We start from the raw sequence: 16182 nt of genomic DNA on the forward strand, positions 1-16182 counted from the left end.
GGTGACAAGGGAATGACTACAGGACAAAAACAGCGAATGATTCAAGAATATGTTCCAGGTAAACAAGTTACAATGGCTCATATCCTGCCTAATCCGCAAGGCGGCTTGCATGAACGTCTAGGAATAGGTGGTGACGGAGCCTTGGGGATCATGACAATCACTCCAAGTGAGGCCGCTATTATTGCTGCCGATGCTGCATCAAAGGCTGGCAATGTTGAAATTGGATTTGTTGATCGGTTTACCGGCTCACTTGTGCTGACCGGCGACGTAGCCGATGTAGAGGCGGCTGTCCGGGCGGCAGTGAATACACTTGTCACCATATTAGGGTTTTCGGCAGCAGACGTGACACGGAGTTGACGATGAAAAACAAGATTCTACTTATGGGCGGTGTTGGCGCAGGCAAAACTACCTTAAAACAAAGACTGTTGAACGAATCGCTTGTATATTTAAAAACACAGTCATTGGATTATTCCAGCATTTTTATTGATTGTCCTGGTGAGTATTTGGAAATACCTCGCTACTATCATGTGTTGATTGATGCCAGTTTTGCTGCAGTTGAAGTCTGGGCCCTGCATGATGCAACCCGCCGCAACTGTCCTTTTCCGCCTAAGTTTTCCACAGCTTTCCGCAGGCCGGTTATTGGGATCGTTACTAAAGTAGACCATGGTGACGCTTGTCCAGAAAATGCCGAAAGTAACCTGCGTAAAGCAGGTATTGTTGGCCAGATCTATCGTATATCTGCTAAGAGTGGCGAAGGTATACAAGAACTTGCACTACATATGTCAAGATTAACAAGTCAATCAGAATAATGAAAAGGGGGGTGTGGATGTGAAAAAACTAATTTCTGCTACAACCTTGCGGCAAATGGCTGAAACTGATAAACGAGTAGTAATTCCGCAACAATGTGTATTAACTCCCTCGGCACAAGATCTTGCCAAAGAGCTTGGTATTCAAATTGTCCGAAAAAACACCAAAGAACTACAAGTTGAAGGCAGCCAACTGGATGCAATTTGCATTAACAACGATAAGCCAGAGGACACAACCAGTACTCTTGAAACACAAGTTCGAAAAGTGTTATCCGAGCTTTTAAAACCGGCTTGCGCCAATCCCAAAGTGACCCAAGTGAAAGGCTCAGCCGTTGTATTACAGCCTTTTGATCAGGCTCCTCCTGGACAGAATATAAAGTTGGTAGATGTGATTACTGCCAGGCAAGCAAATCTTGCCGCAGGCTTTATGGCATTTGACTGCTCTAAGCTTCCTTGGAATTTAACATATGATGAAGTGGATTATGTAGTAGAGGGGACTTTTACGGTAGAAACCGGCGGGAAAGTGTATACATGTGTTGCCGGTGATGTTCTTTATATACCAAAGGATACCCAGGTGGTTTTCGGGTCGCCGAATCAAGCCAAAGTATTTTATGTTACATATCCTGCGAATTGGTCAGAGTTGTAAAGTGAAAAAGGACTGATCTATATTGAAAGCTATTTTATTTAGGTTAGCCCTTGTGGTGCTAATGACAAAGCGTACTGTTTAAAGGAGGGGATTGCAAGTGTATAAGCTAATTGTCGTAGATGATGAAGAGTTAGAGCGGCAGGCAATTCGTTTTATTGTAGATAGGAATTGCCCAGAAATATCAGTTGTAGGTGAGGCCAGTGACGGCGCGCTGGCTTTACAGGTTGCAGCCCAGGTACAGCCCGATATTGTTCTGATGGATATCCGTATGCCGGAAATGACTGGTCTGGATGCTGCTAAATATATGCGTACAATCGTACCAAAAGCAAAGATTATTTTTCTAACTGCATCCGGCAATTCAAGTCATGAAAAGGATGCTGCCCAATTGGGGGCAGTCGATTATATGCTAAAACCTGTCCGCCCTGATAAATTGGTGCGGAGTTTACATTGTATTACACATAGTTAGTATGGATCTACAGTGTAAAGGCTACTGTTGCATGGATAGGAGGGATGTTTTATGAAGAGTATTAAGACGATATTTATTCTTGTTGCTATTGCAATAAGTTTTTCTGTTTTTTCGTTACAGGGAGTTTTTAATTATTTCCAGAGTAAAGAAATTTTAGCTGCTGAGATAGAAAAATCATTATCATATCAAGTTAGTTTTGAAGCCCAAAAGGTTGAACGGGATTTGTTTCATATTGCCACATTAACGGAAGCAACAGCAAGAGATATGGAAACAAGTGAAAAAGACGTCGATAATCTACTCAAAATCCTAGCTAATTACATGCAATCTGACAAGATGATTTTTGGTGGCGGCTGTTTTTATGAGCCTTATGTATTCGACAGTGCTCAAAGGTACTATGGACCATATCTGATGAAAAAGGATAACACGGTTAATTTAACCTGGGAATTTAGTACACCGCAAAGCGATTATCATTCTCAGAATTGGTATAAAGCAGGTTTAAATAGTAATAGCATAGTAGCCTGGACTGATCCCTATTATGATGAAGTATTAAAAGCCAATATGATTACCAGTGTGGCTCCGGTCAAACGAGCTGGCAAAGTCATAGGGGTTACTACCATGGATATAGGTCTAAAAGAAATAAACGATTACGTAGCGAACATCAAGGTTGGCCAAACAGGATATGCCTTCATAGTCAGCCCAAGCGGGCAGTATCTGGGACATCCGGTCGCTGAAAAGAATATGAAGGAAAAGATCACTGAAGATCAGGATGTGGTTGTTCGGAAGCTTGGAGAACAAGCTATAGCGGCAAATGAGATTAAAATGGTAAACGGAACAATTGATAAAAAGGATAGTTACATAGGCATATGTCCTATTGGCAATACGGGGATGAAACTGCTGATGGTAATGCCGAAGTCTGAAGTGTTTAACAGCCTAAATAAGCTGATTATTGCCAGCACAACCAGCTTTGTCATGGCTGCCGTCTTGTTCTTTGCACTACTTACATTTTTCTTTACGCGTAAGGTTAGCGGTCCGCTTGGTAAGCTTAAAGAGGCCGCCAATTTGGTAGCCCAAGGTAACTTGTCTGCGCAGATTCCAGTCGGAACCAAGGATGAAATTGGTATGTTGGCTCAGAGTCTGCAGGTAATGGTTGCCAATCTAAAGGAATTGTTTAACCGCATACGTAGCTCGGCAGAGCAAGTATCGGCAGCATCTGAAGAATTAACAGCCAATGTTGAACAGTCTGCACAGGCGTCTAATCAAGTGGCAGCTGAGGTTACCGAAGTAGCGGGAGCAACTGAGGTAGAATTATCTTGCGTTAAAGAAAGTCTTGCTCTTGTAGAGCGGATTTATGAGGAAATTAATCGGATATCTGATCAGGTAATTACGGTGACCCATGTCTCTAACCAAACAACCAGTACTGCCAGTGAGGGCAGACAAGCAATACATTCGGCGGTAACACAGATGGATAGTATTGAAAAAGCAGTAGGTAACTTGGCAGAGGTAATCAATAAACTGGGAAATTACTCAGGGGAAATTGGGCAAATTGTTGATACTATTTCCACTATCGCGGCACAAACCAACCTCTTGGCATTAAATGCGGCAATAGAAGCGGCTCGTGCTGGGGAAGCAGGCAGAGGTTTTGCTGTTGTAGCCGAAGAAGTCCGCAATTTAGCAGAACAATCGCAGGTAGCTGCCAAACAAATTTCTGGGCTTATCAGAGAAATTCAGGGTGAGACCAGTAAAGCAGTTGCTACTATGCAGGTGGGGACAAAAGAAGTTAATGCAGGGACTGGGATGGTTGATATTGCCGGTAGGGCCTTCGGAACTATTGTAGAGATGGTACAGCAGATAGCTTCTGAATTGAATAGGGTAGTTGAGTCTGCTCAAAAAATGAGTTTAAATAGTCAAAAGCTGGTGGAATCAGTACGGAACATTGGTGTCATGAACCAGAGTAATGCTGATAGGACTGAAACAGTGGCGGCAACTACACAAGAGCAATCTGCAACTATGCAGGAAATTACCTCGGCGAGTAAGATGCTGGCTAAGTTAGCCGAAGATTTGACGACATCGATCAACAAATTTGTTCGCTGAGCGGCAGGTTATAGTCGGCGGGAGGAAGAATATTGAACGTGCGGTCAAATACTATTCTTTAGCATTTATTTTATATCGGTTGCTGGGCAAAGCTGTGGCGAAAGTGTAAGGACATATATAACGATGAACATAAAAAAAGTTAGAGACTTAACCTTAGTGGATCTGGGGCAGGGAAAAACCTTGGTCATTGCCTGTGACAGTTGTGGCGGCATCGGCATGAAAGCAGGCGACGTACTTAAAGTCCCCCCTTTTATTATTAGTAAATATACTACCAGAGTTGCTGTTTTGGAAGTTCTATGTACAGGGGCGGAAGTAGTTTGTTTGACCAATACAATTTGTAATGAAATGAACCCCACAGGCAAAGAAATTATCCAAGGCATTGAAGAAGAACTAAAGGAAGCAGGGATTGGCAAGGTTGTCCTGACGGGTAGCACCGAAGAAAATTTTTCAACAATGGCAACTGGTCTGGGGATCACGGCAGTTGGTCTTATTGCAACTCAGGAGTTAAAGGTGAACAATGTAAAAGGTGAGGCTTTATTGGTTGTCATCGGACAGCCCAAAGTTGGTCAAGAGGTTTTAGACAGTAAGCGGGAGGATATTGTTGACTATAGCTTGATAAAACAGTTACTTCAAGCAGAGGAAGTATATGAAATAATTCCTGTAGGTTCTAAAGGTATATTGCATGAGATGCAAGTATTAGCGCAAAATAATCAACTGAAGCTTAGTGTAAACGACAATATAAAGGTTGACATTATAAGATCAGGTGGGCCTAGCACGGCTGTTATAGTAGCGGTTAGTAATAATTATTTCAGCAAAATGGATGTTGTAGCTAGTATGGAGTTAATTGGTAAAGTGTCACCATTAAAGTAAGGTGGACTACCGCTATATATTCAATTTAATTAATATTGATGAAAATTGTCTTCTTTTTGCTAAAATCGCAGTACTGTGATTTTAATCACCGATAAACAGTTGGTTTTGGGGTATCCTTTATCTAGAGCTAAATAACGTATTTCAACTATATATTCCGCGGTAAAGAAGTTTGCAGGCGCAGGTAGGTGGTGCATTGACAACACACCACCTACCTGCAAATGTCTTCAACGCGTTGTATATGGCGATAAAGGAGAATAAATATGTTGCGTAAAATTGTTACAATCAATGAAGAAAAGTGTGATGGTTGTGGACTTTGTATTGGAGCATGTCATGAAGCGGCCTTACAGTTGGTTAATGGAAAAGCTAAATTGGTATCAGACAACTTGTGTGATGGCCTGGGAGCTTGTTTACCAGATTGTCCCCGCGGGGCCATCAATATCATTGAGCGGGAAGCACCGGCCTTTGATGAAGGTGCGGTTCAGCAACATATTGCCAGCAAGCTTCCGGACAGTTTGCCGCCAATGGCCTGCGGGTGCCCGGGAAGTATGGCTAAGGAGCTTAAAAAAACACCTGTGGCTACTCCGAAGGAGGCTGCTGTTACAACTGAATCAGAGTTGCGGCAATGGCCTTGCCAATTGCAGTTAGTAGCGGCAAACGCTCCCTATTTTGATAATGCTCACCTGTTGGTGGCGGCTGATTGTGCGGCTTATGCTTATGCAAATCTCCATGCTGAGTTTATGCGTAATCGAATTACTGTTATTGGTTGTCCAAAACTGGATAAGGCGAATTATACCGCTAAGTTAACGGAAATACTACAATTACATGAAATTAAAAGCCTTACTGTAGTGCGAATGGAGGTTCCTTGTTGCGGCGGTTTAGTGAATGCCGTTAAAGAGGCACAGGTACAGAGCGGTAAAATGATTCCCTGGCGTGTTGTGGTAATTGGCACAGATGGTACTATCCGGGAAGATTGATTTACAAGGAGCAGTAGGAATTTCGACGCTAGCCGAAATTCCTACTGGTTTTTTTGCAGGATTTGTCGGTATAGGTAAAGAAATACTAGAATATCTGAAAGGTACCTATCAGAAAATAGGATGATTGACATGGTAGCAACTATAGTTGCAGAATCTAGCGTTATGTTTTCTAGGAGGTAAGTTATTTTGACCAAGATCAAAAAAAATCTAAGTGACAGCGATATGTTCAAAGGCTGGCATGAACAACCAACCTTTGAGACCGAGATTGTTGATGATGAGCCTGTCCGACTGCCGGTCAAGTCGGCAAAGAAGGAGCCAGCAGCAGACATTAACAGCGCTTATTTTACACCAGAGATCCAAGAATCAGTAGGCAAAGCGTTGCTTGAACTCAAACTCAATCTTTACAAGCAAGGAATTGTGGATTATCAGATAAAGGTTTCTTGCCAGGGCAATCAGGTAATACTAGCAGCAGTACCGGCTAAGGTTAAAACTAAAGCAGCAGAACCAAGCGGGAAACAGCCTGTACGCCGCGGTAGTAAGTAAAAAGGATAGGCAAAAGCCTATCCTTTTTACTTACTAGTCGTGCTCGAGCGGCAGTGGTTCATGGGTGAGCTCAAACAGGGCAGCAGTAAATTCGGCAATATGTTCCTTTTCGTCGTTCATTAGATGACAGAATAGCCGCTGTACGGCAGGATCTTCGGCAGTTTCCATGTACCGTTGATATTTATTAGTAGCCTGGAGTTCATCATTGAGGGCTTTGGTCAAAAGGACTACGGTTGGCATTTCCTTGCGACCGGGTGGGACAATCTGGGTATCACCGGCTTCCGTTTCTTTGCGGAGCGCGTCCTTAGTTTGGGGTTTAAATAATGGCCGGGTCATTAACAACATATCAAGCTCCTCATTGCTGAACATTTGCGCTTGAACTGGATCCAAACGGGAAATTTCCCGCATGATTTCTACATAGTGCTCCATTTCGTCTTCAGCTACATCCAGAAACAACCGAGGCATACAGGAAGCCCGAGCTGCCTCTAGGTAAAAAGCAATAGCATTACGCTCATCGGCGGCAGCATCCCGTAACAGCAATAAATCCGGATGATTGGGGCAAATATCCTCAGGGCAGACTAGGTCAGTTTGTGTGAGGATTTTAGTTTTAGACGGTTTTTTATAAGCGCGGAACAAAGCCATACTATATCCACCTCCCCATAATCTTATATATTCTATGCCGGAGGTGAATTAGAAGTTAATCTGACAAGGGGGGACAACATGCTAAGAATCAATATAGCGGGAAAATACATAACGTATTTGGTAATTGTAGCCGTATTACTACCGTTAATTTTCATTGCTGAAGTCACATATGTGGAAACCCAGCATATAAAGGACATTAATCAGGCCCAGACGGAGGAGCTTACCAAACGTAGGGTTGAGGCTGAGGCTGTCTGGCTGGCAAGTCAGGTAGCCTATGTGAGAGGTATTGCAAAGGTGAGCGCAGTTACTGTTGATGAGCAGGAGGCTGTGAGTAACGAATTTCATACTTTTCGCACTAATGATTTTATAACCCTTGGTTATGCAGAAAATAATGGGAAAATTAAGAGTGATACCGGTGGCAGCAGCAGCCGTATCGGCCGCGATATCTCTGACCGGAACTATTTTACGGAAGCGGTTGCTGGCCGAGAATTCACTGGCCAGGTATCCGGAGCGGAGTGGCTGGTGAACGAGGACGTTACCGTGGTAGCCGTGCCTGTTGCTACCAATGGAGCGGTAAGGGGTGTTGTTTATGGTGTCTTTTCGCCGGAGGCCATTGCGGCAGTATCAGCAGAGTTTGTGCCTGCTGTCAGTAGTGAACAGCAGGAGGTCGGCCGCTGGCTAGCCTGGTTAGGCGGAGTGTATTTCATTGGTCTTATACCGCTATTATTCTTGGTTTACTTGCTGCGCCGCCATGAGTTACCTAGGGGAACACCGGCAGCCGCTATACCTCAAAAACCGGTTGCCGATAAAAAGCGGTTAATCACTATCGAGGATAAAATGCCCGCAAACAGGCAAAGACTACTGTTTACTGATGATCAAGAACCGGCTTCGGTAAGAAAAGAATTGGCAGATGCTATAGCCGTAGAGACTCCGGAAGCCATTGCTGTCAGAAAAATAGCCGCGATAATTGCTGCAGATACGGATACTATATCTAATCCGGCTGATGCGACGCCTGCTGCGGTGATCGATAGGGTCTTGGCTGTTGCCGCATACAAAGGAATAAAAACGACAGCTAACCAGCCACCTGCCAGTTCATCAATCAACGAGCCTGTGCCAACAGTGGTGCCAGAGTGCGAGCCCAAGTCGGAGCAACCGGTGATTGTGCAAGAATTCAAAGCAGATTTACCTGCTCTTGATGAATTAACTGGTTTGTACACCCAATCAGAGTTTGAAAAAAAAATAGCCGCCCAACAAACCCAGCCTGACAGTGCAATCGTTGTCCTGAGTATTGACGGGATGAAGGTAATTAATGATTTTTTAGGCAAACCAGCTGGTGATACTCTTGTTACCGTAACTGCTGATATTGTTAAAACGGTTGCCGGTCCTGGTTGTATAGCTGCCCGTTTTGCCGGTGACCGCTTTGCTGCATTGGTAACAGGTGTTTCGTCAGATATGCTGAAAGACATCAAACAAGATATTAAATACTACAGTGATCTTCATAATTTGCGTCAACCGGAGTTGCCGTTAAGTATAACAACCGGAGCAGCTGCTGCTGAGCTGGGGGAAAGCCTTACAGCGGTCTGGGCGAGAGCTGACCATGATATGGAGAGTCGCAAAGCCATTAACCGGGTAGAAGCCCGCAAATTTATTATGGTGTCAATCAAACGCCAGCGTCAAAAACCATGATATATATTCCGCATAAAATAATGTTGCAGACGGGTGAATGGATTGTTCACCCGTCTGCAACATTTTAATGCACTATTATTATTGGCGGCTGAACTTGGTGAGGCCCTGCCGGAAAGCAGCTGTCGTTTCCTCAGTTTCGTCCAGCATATAAATGCGCCCAGGTTGTCCATTGGTATCGTAGTCAATCCCGTTCCACCAGATAGCGATTTTTATTTTATTAAATTGACCGATTTGGTCAAACATGCGATTCAGCCACGCTGTCTTATTGCCGCCCACTGAATTAGAACCAAACTCGGTAATCATAAATGGCTTGGCAAAATGCTGGTCGTAGTCGCGGTAAACTTGCGGATAAATACCATCAAATTCCCGCCATTTCTCCCCGGCAAAATAGTTACCAGTATTATAGCCTGTCAGACCGATAACATCCACATATTCGTCACCAGGATAATACATCAAATAGTGATTCCACTTAAAATTCGGGAAAGACATATCATGGGGGTTCCATACCCAAATGACATTATCAACACCGTGATTATCAAATACAGTGCGAATATACCGCCACATGGCTTTATACAGCTCAGCATCTTTACTATAATAGTGAGCTGAATACCAACACCAATCGCCGTTCATTTCGTTGTTTAGGCGAAAGAGAATGGGGTGATTAAAGGCTTTTAGCTGTTCAGCATATATATTGAAATAGTCATCATATTTTCCGGATAAAATGTCGTAGATAGCACCAGAATTATCGGTAAAATTGTAAGTGGTTTGTAGTGTCAGTTCGACAGTGCGCCCCCGCTCATAGGCGGCGTTAAGGGCCAGGATAGGCAGCCTTTCATCAAACGACTGATAGCGAAGTAATACCGGAAAGGTATAGTTAAGCTGCTGTTCTATAATATCCAGGTTTTCAAAGGTCTGGGGTGCGGCCGGTTCAAAAATACCCCAGCGCAATGGGCTGGCTGCACTGAAAAACTTATCATAAAACGCGCGCGTTTCGGCATTGAAGGGTGTGTGCCCCTGGCCGGTAGGCCGGTTAAAATGCGGTGTTCCCCGGCGTTCTGTAAGGGTGAAACTGGCAGCGATTTCTGCGGCGTTTTCAATAGGTTGGGTGGATTTAATAACAACTGTGTAAACCTCACTTGCATTTGGAGCGATCTCAATACTGGCATAATAGTTTTTGTCATTAGGTACATGGACAAGTTTACGGCGCGTCCAATGTAGCAGGTGGATAGCAAATTCATCTTGCTGATAGGTTTCCTCTGAGAGCAGTATATGGTCGCGGGTATTATTAATGAAATTGTTGCTATAGCTCATATATTCGGCGCTGGTTTTTGCAGTACCGGCGAAATTATCATAAAAAATTTCCATACGCAGAGTATCATTTGACAATACAGTGATTACCGGCGATAAAGAAGCATCAACCGTCAGTCCATGCGGGGCAAGCAGGGAATAGCCGTTTGCGTAATCAGTGAAACGGTCATAGTCATCGTCAACGTCACAGGTAACTTTGACATCATCATCAGGCCCAGGGGCAAAGCTGGCATATTCGCCATTAATAATCGAGGCGGCATTAACTGGATTTGTCAGAAGAACAGCTACTACTATAGCAGTAATCAGTTGAAAAAGGTTGCGCATGAGCATATCTCCTTTTATATTGTCAAAAATATACTTAATTATATCATAAAAAGCAACAATTTCCTTACTGGCAATTTTCTAAAAATAAACCAAGTTGCAGATACTACTATGTAAGCTGGCAGTAACAAATCCATGATTTTCGTCACAGACTTAGGTGTTGCAGAGAGGTATAGTTAATGTAGGCCGCTCTAAGGCGGCCGCAAGCAAAAGGAGGGAAAACCATGGCCTATAAAATTAGTTCCGAATGTGTCCAATGTGGTTCCTGTGCGCCGGTCTGCCCGGTTGAGGCTATTTCCGAAGGCGATACTCAGTATGAGATTGACCCCGGTGTTTGCATTGACTGCGGTGCGTGTGCTGCTGTTTGCCCAGTAGATGCCATCAGCCCAGCCGAGTAGCCGTTTTGCCTGATGTGACAAAAGTCCAGCTTGCGAGCTGGACTTTTTCCTATATAATGGAGTAAAGCGTATAAAAATTAAAATAAGCAATGCGCTGGTGATGCGAGAGGAGAGATATATTTGTTGGAATTGGAATATTTAAAGAATATACCAATTTTTGAGGAATTGGCTCCAAACGATTTGGCTGCTATTAATAAAGTTACTATTGAACGACGCTACAAGAAGAATATGATTATTTTTATGGAGGGTGAGCCTGGCGAGGGATTTCATTATATTAAAAGTGGTAAAGTAAAGATTACCCAGATGGCGCAGGATGGCAGAGAACATATTATTAATATTTTGGGGCCGGGCGAGGTTTTCGCCGAAGTATTGCTATTTAACCGGGGCTCATATCCAGCCACTTCGGTTGCCATTGAAGACTCAGTTATCGGTATTATAAAAAATAGTGACCTGGAAAGCGTAGTGACCGAAAATAGCCGTATTGCCTTACATATTATCCGGGTGATGAGTAAAAAATTAATCCATGCGCAGATGAAGATTAGAACACTGGCGCTGTCAGATACATTTTCGCGTACCGCCCAAATTCTTGTGCGCTTAACCCAGCAGTATGGACATCCGGTTGCTGGTGGTGTTCAGATTGCTATTGATATGACGCGCCAGGATTTAGCCAATTTGGTGGGGACAACCCGCGAGACTATGAGCCGGGTGCTGAGCTCGATGAAAAAAGACAAAGTCATTGATTTTGCCGAGCAGCAGATTATTATTTTAGATGAAAACAGACTTGAACAGTATCAGGAAAGATAATGTTTGTAAAAGGCAAGAGCGTTCTCACGGAAGAATGCTCTTGTATAAAATACACTTGACTTACAGTTTGATACACGGTATAATCATTTCAACGTAATATATAACATGATGAACAGGAAGCCAAATGTAAGGTGTTCAGAGAGACGGCGGTTGGTGCAAGCCGGTCCACCGAACAGGAAGGTTCCGCCTGGGAGTGACTGGTGAAGAATCAGAGTGGGATCCGCCCAATACAGCGGCTAAAGTTGGCCGGAAGGCAACATGGGTGGCAACGCGGGAATAGTTCTCGTCCCTGGAGGGATGGAGGGCTTTTTTATTATCCAATTGGCCACACCTATATTGTTTTTTGGTCTAAGCTGGGTGGCAACGCGGGTTAAAAACTCGCCCCAATATTCATGGGGTGAGTTTTTTTGTTACCTAATGCAAAAAACGAGGCTACAAGGGCAAAGTATACAAATGGAGGTAAGATGATGAAAGTATTAATTTCTGAGCAGATTGCGCAAAAAGGTGTAGAAAAACTTACGCAAGAAGGTGTGAGTGTTGATGTAAAGTCTGGTCTCTCGCGAGAGGAACTTTTAAAAATTATTGGTGAGTATGACGGTCTGATTGTTAGAAGCAACACCAAAGTCAATGAAGAATTATATGAAAAAGCCACTAGGTTAAAAGTCGTTGGACGTGCTGGTAACGGTGTCGATAATATTGAAATGGAAGGAGCTACCAAACGCGGCATTATTGTCGTTAACACTCCTGAATCCAATGTCGTGTCGGCGGCTGAACTTACTATTGGTCTGCTGTTTGCGACTTGCCGCAACATTCCGCAACTGCATAACCGGCTTAAAGAGCGGGTTTGGGATCGCGCTGGTCTTAAAGGGATGGAACTTCAGGGTAAAACAATAGGTATTGTGGGCTTGGGGCGGATTGGGTCACTGGTGGCAACTCGCATGAAGTCATTTGGGATGAATGTTATCGCCTACGACCCTTATATCAGTGATGCCCGCTTCAAAAAGTTTGGTGTGGAGAAGAAGGAAAAACTGGAAGACCTGATGAGCGAGTGTGATATCCTTACTGTGCATACTCCCAAAACCGAAGAGACATATGGTATAATTGGCAAAGAACAATTTAAAGCTGCTAAAAAAGGGCTGACTGTCATCAACTGTGCTCGGGCTGGGATTGTGAACGAGGCAGCGCTAATAGAAGCATTGAAAGAAAAAATCGTTAAGCGGGTTGGAATTGATGTGTTAGAGGGAGAACCTCACGCCACTTCCCCGCTGCTTGATCTTGACAATGTCATTGTAACGCCTCATGCTGGCGCTGACACGGTGGAGGCGCAAGATAATGTTGGCATTACTGTGGCGCAAGAGGTAATCTCCGCGCTGCGAGGAGAAATGGTGCCCAACGCTGTCAATCTTCCTACCTTGCCAATGCAGGAGTTTGATACCATAAAAGCGTATCTAAAATTGGGAGAGACCATGGGCAAGATGTACTATCAGTTGGAAAAAGAAGCTATTGAGAAAGTAGAGGTTCTGTATCGCGGAGAAGTAGCGGCACTGGAAACTTCGGTTATCACACTTGCCATATTGAAAGGTCTGTTTGAGCCTGTCCTTAAAGAACGGATAAATTATGTAAATGCCAGTGTTATTGCAGATAGCCGGGGCGTTGTTGTAACCGAAAGCAAAGAATCCAACTTGAAGAATTACATGACATTGATTACACTTAAGGTTATATCCAAAGGCAAAGAGTTTACTATTAGTGGTACCACCTTTGGCAAAGGGGAACTGCGAATTGTGGAAATCAATGGCTACGAATTTGATGTTAACCCCACACCTTACATGCTGGTGGCCGAAAACCATGATAAACCAGGTGTTGTGGGACAAATGGGAACCTTATTGGGGGTTGCCAAAGTAAATATTGCCACAATGCAGCTTGGACGCAAGGTTACAGAACAACAAGCCATGATGGTGTTGGCTGTTGACACAGAAGTTTCTAAAGAGACCCTGGCATTTCTAGGCGGTGTGGAAGGGATTTCACGGGTCCGTCTCGTGAAAATATAGCTGTACTACCAGCTTAGGGTGGTAGCGCTGAAACTAAAGTCTTATTACAAGGCAGCCGTACCGAAAGGTACGGCTGGCCTTGTGAAAAGAACGTATTAGGAGTACTTACCGCGTACAGAACTAGCTCTTAAAGGAGGTATTCACGTGAGCCAATCAGTGTATCCTCAGTCCATTGAGGAGCTGCAGCACGTGTTACGGACAGCATCTGAGATGGGCAGTCTACTATATGTTTACAGGCAAGGCCAGCCTGAGGGAGTAACCATCGACTTGTCAAAGTTGGATGAAATTCTGGAAATTGATGCGGCTAACCTTGTTGCAACTGTCAGACCAGGTGTCAAATTGGGTACGCTGGCAGGCAGATTAGCTAAGCAAGGTCTGCGTTTTTTGCCTGCGGACACCCCATTTTACCATGACAAAACAGTAGGGCAGTTATTTTATGAAGGCTGTTCTAATCTATCCAGTTTAAAGTATGGGAACACTAAGCATTTCCTGATGGGGTCAGAGGTTGTGCTGCCGACAGGTGAGCTTTTGAAAACAGGTGGGAAAACCGTCAAGAATGTTACCGGTTATGATTTTACCCGTTTTTTTAATGCGCCATTTACCGATTATGGGATAGCGGCTACGTTTTTGCTGAAACTGCTGCCCTTACCTGAAACGCGTAGAGGGTTGGCGATTACTTTTGTCGGCGTGGACGAAATGCTTGCCTTTGTCAAAGACCTTAAGGAAAGCCATATGGTTCCGGCTTACTTGCTCTGGATTGACCACAATGTGCAAGCTGTTTTTCAAAATGATTTACAAGGGCAGCTTGTTATGCTGGAATTTGATGGCTTGCAGGAAGAAGCAGCAGAACAACATCATAGTGCAACAATCCTTAGCAATAAGTATGACGGGACAATCCGGGAGTCTTATGAGGGAGTTGGGCAAATGCCGGCTCAGTGGAGCGTGCTCTATCGTTCTTCCGACAAATATATACTAACCGATGAATATAAACTACCTTTTACCTGCCAGGCAGAATTTATCAAGGCATTTTACGAAATAACTAAGAATAGTGGTGTTCAAGCCGGTCTGTTTGGCCAAGCGTCAGAAGGTAAGCTCAACATTGCATTTGCAGCGGCCGAGCCAAACGATGCTTTCCTTGAGTTGGTTACTACAGCAGTAAAGCAGGTTAGCGGTATTTCTTCTGGCAAATATGACCGTCTTACCGGCAAAGGAGCAAGTGGCGTCCTGGCAGAACTTGAGCAGCAGGCAAAAATTGCATTTGACCCGAAACAGATATTAAACCGCCTGATTTTACCGGGGGTGAAATAAATGGAGCGCAAGTATGAAGAATGGCAACAACAATTGGTTAAGTGTATTCGCTGCGGCACATGCCGCTCTGTCTGCCCGGTATTTCAAGTCTCAGATAATGAAAATACCACAGCTAGAGGCAAGGTTAAACTGTTAGAAGCTGTTAGTGAAGGAAAATTAGCGTTAACGCCTGAACTGCAAGCCAGAATGTCTAAATGCTTATTATGTAAAGCCTGTGCTGTAGGCTGCCCGTCAGGTGTAAAAACAGACGAGCTATTCTTAAGCGCCAGGAGGGCTCTGGCTGTCCAAAACGGGTTACCATTGGTGAAAAGACTGGCGTTTACCGGCCTGACCTATCGCAAGCTGTTTGATTTGGGACTCAAAATGGGTTCCTTGTTCCAGGGGCTTGTCTTTAAAGATGCTCCTGATGGCAGGGGAAAGCTGGCACGGATTCCCTTGCCTGGCGCTGGACTCGGACAACGGCGAATCATTCCACCACTTGCAACCACACCCTTGCGAAGTCGGTTACCGGAAATCAATACGGTAGCTGCGCCTAAGGCCAGGGTGGCATTTTATACAGGCTGTATGCTCAACTACGTCTATCCCGAATCAGGCGAAGCTATTGTCAAAATTCTTAAGGCTCATAATGTCGAGGTAGTTATTCCAGCCAAGCAAAGTTGCTGCGGCACACCAGCCTTTACCTCTGGCGACTATCAGGTAGGACGATATTTAGCAGAAGAAAACGTTAAGCTGCTTGCAGCCGGCAATTACGATGGTATCATTACGGGCTGTGCGTCCTGCGGCGCGGCTTTAAAGCACGAATATGGTGCTATTATTGAAGATCCAGAAATAAAACAATTGTGGGAAAATATGTCGGAAAAAGTAAAAGATATAACAGAATTTGTTGTTAGTGAAGGAATCAAGCAGGATTTGCGCGAGGTAAGAGCTAAGATTACTTATCATGATCCTTGTCACCTTGTTAGAGGTATGGGAGTGTCGAAAGAACCACGGCAGCTGCTGCAGGCTCTTCCGGGCGTGGACTACACCGAAATGAAGGATGCTGCCAAATGCTGCGGCGCAGGTGGTACCTTCAGCATGTCGCACTATGATGTTTCTCGTACTATCAATGATTGGAAGCTAGATAACGCTGAAAAGACGGGAGCCACAATTTTGGCTACCGGCTGTTCGGCTTGTCGGATGCATATTACTGACGGCCTAGGTCAGCGACACAGCCAGATGAAGGTAGTACATACAGCCGAAATTATTGCTAAGGCTTACGGCCTGGATTAGGA

Annotated in this window: 16 protein-coding genes; 14 read left to right on the plus strand and 2 right to left on the minus strand. The window is 44.3% G+C overall.

Annotated features, from left to right (window positions below; all coding sequences use genetic code 11):
• Positions 1 to 12: 12 nt before the first annotated feature.
• From ACZ449_RS24135 to ACZ449_RS24170, 8 genes are all read left to right on the plus strand, one after another.
• On the plus strand, positions 13 to 357 hold the full coding sequence (locus ACZ449_RS24135) for a BMC domain-containing protein (protein WP_464258586.1): 345 nt from the start codon (positions 13 to 15) through the stop codon (positions 355 to 357).
• Positions 358 to 359: 2 nt separating this feature from the next.
• Positions 360 to 809 carry a EutP/PduV family microcompartment system protein gene (locus ACZ449_RS24140; RefSeq protein WP_464258587.1) on the plus strand — a complete coding sequence of 150 codons (450 nt, stop codon included), beginning with the start codon at positions 360 to 362 and terminating at the stop codon, positions 807 to 809.
• Between the two features lie 19 nt (positions 810 to 828).
• The gene (locus ACZ449_RS24145; protein WP_464258588.1) at positions 829 to 1452 is read left to right on the plus strand and encodes a cupin domain-containing protein; all 624 of its coding nucleotides are present in this window, start codon (positions 829 to 831) and stop codon (positions 1450 to 1452) included.
• Positions 1453 to 1549: 97 nt separating this feature from the next.
• Complete coding sequence (locus tag ACZ449_RS24150) at positions 1550 to 1918, plus strand: response regulator (RefSeq protein WP_464258589.1); 369 nt, start codon at positions 1550 to 1552, stop codon at positions 1916 to 1918.
• Between the two features lie 51 nt (positions 1919 to 1969).
• Complete coding sequence (locus ACZ449_RS24155; protein WP_464258590.1) at positions 1970 to 4009, plus strand: methyl-accepting chemotaxis protein; 2040 nt, start codon at positions 1970 to 1972, stop codon at positions 4007 to 4009.
• A 123-nt stretch (positions 4010 to 4132) separates the two neighbouring features.
• A complete protein-coding gene (locus ACZ449_RS24160; RefSeq protein ID WP_464258591.1) occupies positions 4133 to 4879 on the plus strand; it encodes an AIR synthase related protein in 747 nt (248 codons plus the stop codon).
• 260 nt (positions 4880 to 5139) lie between these two features.
• Positions 5140 to 5853: an ATP-binding protein gene (locus ACZ449_RS24165; RefSeq protein ID WP_464258592.1), complete on the plus strand. Its 714-nt coding sequence runs from the start codon at positions 5140 to 5142 to the stop codon at positions 5851 to 5853.
• A 186-nt stretch (positions 5854 to 6039) separates the two neighbouring features.
• Entirely contained in the window at positions 6040 to 6396 is a 357-nt protein-coding gene (locus ACZ449_RS24170) for a hypothetical protein (protein ID WP_464258593.1), read from the plus strand.
• 33 nt (positions 6397 to 6429) lie between these two features.
• Here ACZ449_RS24170 and ACZ449_RS24175 read toward each other — a convergent pair whose 3' ends face one another.
• Positions 6430 to 7038: a hypothetical protein gene (locus ACZ449_RS24175; protein WP_464258594.1), complete on the minus strand. Its 609-nt coding sequence runs from the start codon at positions 7036 to 7038 to the stop codon at positions 6430 to 6432.
• A gap of 78 nt (positions 7039 to 7116) precedes the next feature.
• Here ACZ449_RS24175 and ACZ449_RS24180 point away from each other — a divergent pair, with 78 nt between their 5' ends.
• Positions 7117 to 8724: a GGDEF domain-containing protein gene (locus ACZ449_RS24180; RefSeq protein ID WP_464258595.1), complete on the plus strand. Its 1608-nt coding sequence runs from the start codon at positions 7117 to 7119 to the stop codon at positions 8722 to 8724.
• 78 nt (positions 8725 to 8802) lie between these two features.
• Here ACZ449_RS24180 and ACZ449_RS24185 read toward each other — a convergent pair whose 3' ends face one another.
• Positions 8803 to 10356 (minus strand): glycoside hydrolase family 26 protein, encoded by a 1554-nt coding sequence (locus tag ACZ449_RS24185; protein WP_464258596.1) that lies wholly within the window; start codon positions 10354 to 10356, stop codon positions 8803 to 8805.
• A 221-nt stretch (positions 10357 to 10577) separates the two neighbouring features.
• On the opposite strand from ACZ449_RS24185, the gene ACZ449_RS24190 reads away from it, so the two are divergent.
• The 5 genes from ACZ449_RS24190 to ACZ449_RS24210 all read left to right on the plus strand — a co-directional run bounded on the left by ACZ449_RS24190 (position 10578) and on the right by ACZ449_RS24210 (position 16180).
• Positions 10578 to 10751, plus strand: a complete 174-nt coding sequence (locus ACZ449_RS24190) for a DUF362 domain-containing protein (protein WP_464258597.1) — start codon at positions 10578 to 10580, stop codon at positions 10749 to 10751.
• 120 nt (positions 10752 to 10871) lie between these two features.
• Positions 10872 to 11555, plus strand: a complete 684-nt coding sequence (locus ACZ449_RS24195) for a Crp/Fnr family transcriptional regulator (protein WP_464258598.1) — start codon at positions 10872 to 10874, stop codon at positions 11553 to 11555.
• A 464-nt stretch (positions 11556 to 12019) separates the two neighbouring features.
• Positions 12020 to 13603 (plus strand): phosphoglycerate dehydrogenase, encoded by a 1584-nt coding sequence (serA, locus tag ACZ449_RS24200; protein ID WP_464258599.1) that lies wholly within the window; start codon positions 12020 to 12022, stop codon positions 13601 to 13603.
• A 144-nt stretch (positions 13604 to 13747) separates the two neighbouring features.
• Positions 13748 to 14911 (plus strand): FAD-binding oxidoreductase, encoded by a 1164-nt coding sequence (locus ACZ449_RS24205; protein ID WP_464258600.1) that lies wholly within the window; start codon positions 13748 to 13750, stop codon positions 14909 to 14911.
• Positions 14912 to 16180, plus strand: coding sequence for a (Fe-S)-binding protein (locus ACZ449_RS24210; protein ID WP_464258601.1), 1269 nt, complete (start codon positions 14912 to 14914; stop codon positions 16178 to 16180).
• Positions 16181 to 16182 lie beyond the last annotated feature (2 nt).

This window comes from Desulfosporomusa polytropa, from assembly GCF_055380075.1.